Origin of the sequence: Amycolatopsis silviterrae (assembly GCF_042684085.1) — a bacterium.
Lineage (GTDB): Bacteria > Actinomycetota > Actinomycetes > Mycobacteriales > Pseudonocardiaceae > Amycolatopsis > Amycolatopsis silviterrae.
Genome location: NZ_JBHUKS010000025.1, coordinates 1 through 4264, shown reverse-complemented (window position 1 = coordinate 4264; position 4264 = coordinate 1). Strand labels below are relative to the sequence as shown.

1 protein-coding gene is annotated in these 4264 nt (G+C 73.5%); it reads right to left on the bottom strand.

What is annotated here, in order from left to right; all coding sequences use genetic code 11:
• The coding region (locus tag ACFSVL_RS31490; protein ID WP_449224393.1) for an SDR family NAD(P)-dependent oxidoreductase at positions 1-4264 on the bottom strand (4264 nt) is incomplete at both ends.

Sequence of the window (4264 nt, the reverse complement as noted above, 5' to 3'; positions counted from 1 at the left end):
GGACGTCCCACGCCGATCCGGATCGGCGTCGTACAACGACTCCACATCCCAGCCGCGATCCTCGGGGAAGCCCGAAATCGCGTCGACGCCTTCGGCCACCAGCTGCCAGAAGCTTTCCGGGGAATCGACACCGCCGGGATAACGGCACCCCATGCCGACGATCACGATCGGATCGTCCTCGACCGGGGCGGGCGCCGGTGTCTGCGACCGGACCGGGTCCGCTCCCCCGAACAGCGTGTCGAGCAGGTGTCCGGCCAGTGTCTCCGGAGTCGGGTAGTCGAAGACCAGCGTCGCGGGCAGCCGCAGTCCGGTGGCGGTGCCGAGCCGGTTGCGGAGTTCGACGGCGGTCAGCGAATCGAAGCCGAGATCGCGGAACGCGCTGACCGGGTCGATCTCGCCGGACCCGGCGTGGCCGAGCACGGCCGCGGCCTGCGCCCCCACCAGCTCCAGCAGCTCGCCGCGCCGCTCGACCTCGCCGAGGCCGGTCAGCCGCCGGAGCAGCCCGGCCGCCCCGGCCCGCCGGGCCGGGGCCCGGATCAGGCCGCGCAGCAGCGCCGGAATTTCTTCCTGGGCGCGCAGTGCCGGAAGGTCGAGACGGGCCGGGACGACGACCGCCGCGCCGCAGGCGAGCGCCGCGTCGAACAGTTCGGCTCCCCGCTCCGCCGACAGCGGCGGGACGCCGGTGCGGGCGATGCGCTCCAGGCCGGCCTCGCCCAGGTGACCGGTCATGCCGCCGCTGCCGGACCACGGCCCCCAGGCGAGGGAGACCCCCGGGAGTCCTTCGGCGCGCCTGCGTCGCGTCAGCGCGTCGAGGAAAGCGTTGCCTGCGGCGTAGTTTCCCTGTCCGGCGTTGCCGAAGACACCGGCGATCGAGGAGAACACCACGAATGCCGACAGCGGGATGTCCCGGGTCAGCTCGTGCAGGTGCCACGCGGCGTCGACCTTCGGCCGCAGGACAGTGTCCATCCGCTCCGGCGACAGCGAACCGATCACGCCGTCGTCGAGGACGCCCGCTGTGTGCACGACCGCCGTCAGCGGATGCTCCCGCGGAATCGCCGACAGGACGTCCGCCAGTGCCGCGCGATCAGACACGTCACAGGACTCGACGCACACGTCCGCGCCGAGGCCGGCAAGGTCCGCGATCAGCTCCGCTGCTCCCTCGGCCGCCGGGCCGCGCCGGCTCAGCAGCAGCAGGCGCCTTACGCCGCGCTCCGCGACGAGGTGCCGGGCGAAGACGGCGCCGAGACCGCCGGTGCCGCCGGTCAGCAGCACGGTTCCGTTCTCGTCCCAGCTCTCGGCCGGTGTTTCGGCGGCGACGCGGACGAGACGTCCCGCGAGCACCGCCCCTTCACGCACGACCACCTCGGGTTCCGCGGAGCACAGCGCGGACGCCAGCAGCTCGGCCGGTTCGCCGCCGCGGCTGGTGGGGCGGTCGAGGTCGACCAGTCCGAACCGTCCCGGGTTCTCCCCCTGCGCCGAGCGGACGAGTCCCTGGACCGCGGCCGCGGCGAGGTCTTCGCCGGAGTTCGCGCCGCGGCTGACGAAGACCAGCCGGGCATCGGCGAACCGTTGCCCGGCGAGCCACTCCTGGAGCAGCGCCAAGGCTTCCGCGGTCGCGGCGCGCACCTGCTCGGGTGTCCCGCCGGGCGCGGCCGCCAGCGACGCCAGCACCGGTCCGGCCGGGGCGCCGAGCGAGGCCAGCTCGGCGTGCGCTTCGGCTGGGAACCCGGCCGCCCGCAGCGATTCGGCGAGTCCGAGCGGATCGGGGCCGAGCACGATCGGGGTGCCGAGCCCGGCGGCACCGGCCGCCTCCAGCGGAACCCAGTCGAGGCCGAAGAGCGAATCACGGTCCACAGCGGCGCGGCCGAACTGCTCGGCGGAGAGGACGCGGGCGCGCATCGCGCCGACCGACGCGACGGGGGCGCCCGTCTGGTCGGTGACGGCGATCGCTGTCGAGCCGTCGGCGCCTCGGCCGAGTTTGACGCGGATTTCCGCGGCTCCCCGGGCGTGGACCGACACGTCGGTCCACGAGAAGGGCACCGACCGTCGCGACGGATCGTCCGCGGGCCTGCCGTCGAACGCGCCGGCCTGCAGGCACGCGTCGAGCAGCGCGGGATGCAAGCCGAACGCCGCCGCGCCCGAGTCCTCGGGGAGCGCCACTTCGGCGAAGACCTCGCCGTTCGAACGCCAAACCGCTTGCAAGCCCTGGAATATCGGACCGTACTCGAAGCCGTCCGCGGCGCGCTGCTCGTAGAAGTCGGCCAGCTCGACCGGTTCGGCACCCTCGGGCGGCCATTCGCCGTGCTGGCTGTCCGCGTGGTGCTCGTCGACTGCCAGCGCCCCGGCGGCGTGGCGGGTCCACGGCCCGTCTTCCGCGCCTGCGGACCGCGAGTAGACGTGCACCGCGCGCCGGCCGGACTCGTCCGGTGCCTCGACCGCGACCTGCAGCTGCACACTGTCCTGTTCGGACAGGACCAGCGGAGCCGCGAGCGTCAGTTCTTCGACCCGGCCGCAGCCGACCTCGTCGCCTGCCCGGACCGCCAGTTCCAGCAGCGCGGTCCCCGGCACGAGGACCCGGCCGAGCACGACATGGTCGGACAGCCACGGATGCGTGCGGACTGAAAGACGGCCGGTGAACAGCACCGTCCCGGAGCCGGCGACCCGCACGGCCGCGCCCAGCAGCGGGTGTTCCGGGACGCCGAGCCCGGCGGCGCGGACGTCGCCGGGCGAGGTTCCCGCGCCGGACGGCCAGAAGCGCCGGTGCTGGAAGGCGTAGGTGGGCAGCTCGACCCGCCGCGCGCCGGGGAACAACGACTGCCAGTCCGCTTCGGCCCCGTGCACATGCAACCGAGCCAACCCCTGGAGCGCCGAAAACTCCTCCGGACGATCCTTGCGCAGCAACGGAACCACGACCGCGTCGTCCGGCGCCGACAGCCGCACCATTCCCGACAGCACGCCGTCGGGACCCAGCTCGGCGAACTTCGTCACGCCCTCGCCGGTCAGCGCGCCCACGGCGTCGGAGAACCGCACCGGCTCACGCACCTGCCGGACCCAATACTCGGGCGACTCCCATTCGCCCGAGACCACCCGGCCGGTCACCGTCGACACCGCCGCGATCCGCGCCGAGCCGAACGACAGCCCCGACACCACCGCCCGGAACTCCGCCAGCATCGGCTCCATCAACGGCGAATGGAACGCATGACTCACCTTCAGCCGCGACGACCTGCGGTCCGCCAGCGCCGCCGCCACCGCCAGCACCTCGGCCTCGGCGCCCGACACCACTACCGACTCCGGGCCGTTCACCGCCGCGATCGACACCCCGTCGCCCAGCAGCGGCCCGACCTCCGCCTCCGTCGCTTCGACAGCCGCCATCGCCCCGCCCGGCGGCAGTTCGCCCATCAACCGGGCACGGGCCGACACCAGCGCACCCGCGTCCGCCAGCGACAACACCCCCGCCGCATGCGCCGCCGCCACCTCACCGATCGAATGACCGGCCACGAAATCCGGACGCAGGCCCCAGGACTCCGTCAACCGGAACAACGCCACCTCCACCGCGAACAACGCCGGCTGCGCCCATTCCGTCCGCACCAGCAATTCGGCGTCCTCGCCCCACATGACCTCCCGCACCGGACCGTCCAGCAGCGCCACAACCCCGTCGAACGCCTCCGCGAACACCGGGAACCGCGCATACAACTCCCGCCCCATCCCCAGCCGCTGCGCACCCTGACCGGAAAACACGAACGCCGTCTTCCCGCCGATCACCGAACCCTCGACGACCGGCTCCGACGGCTCCCCCGCCGCCAGCGCGGCCAGGTCCGGCGCGGAGTCCGGGGAGGTCAGCACGACCGCCCGGTGGTCGAACATGGTCCGGCCCGCGGCCAGGGAGAAGCCGATGTCCAGCCGGGAGGCGGCCAGGCCGGACGCGCGCAGCCGACCGGCCTGAGCGCGCAAAGCGTCCGGGGTCTTGCCCGACAGGAGCCAAGGGACCAGATCCGGTTCGGCCTCGGGCGCGGGCCCGGGCACTGGTGTTCCTTGTTCGAGGACGAGGTGCGCATTCGTCCCGCTGATCCCGAACGACGACACCGCCGCCCGCCGCGCACGACCGGTCTCCGGCCACGGAACCTGCTCCGCCAGGAGCGCCACCGCTCCGCTGTCCCAGTCCACATGCGACGACGGCGTCCCCGCATGCAACGACTCCGGCACCACCCCGTGCCGCATCGCCAGCACCATCTTGATCACCCCGGCCACCCCCGCAGCCGCCTGC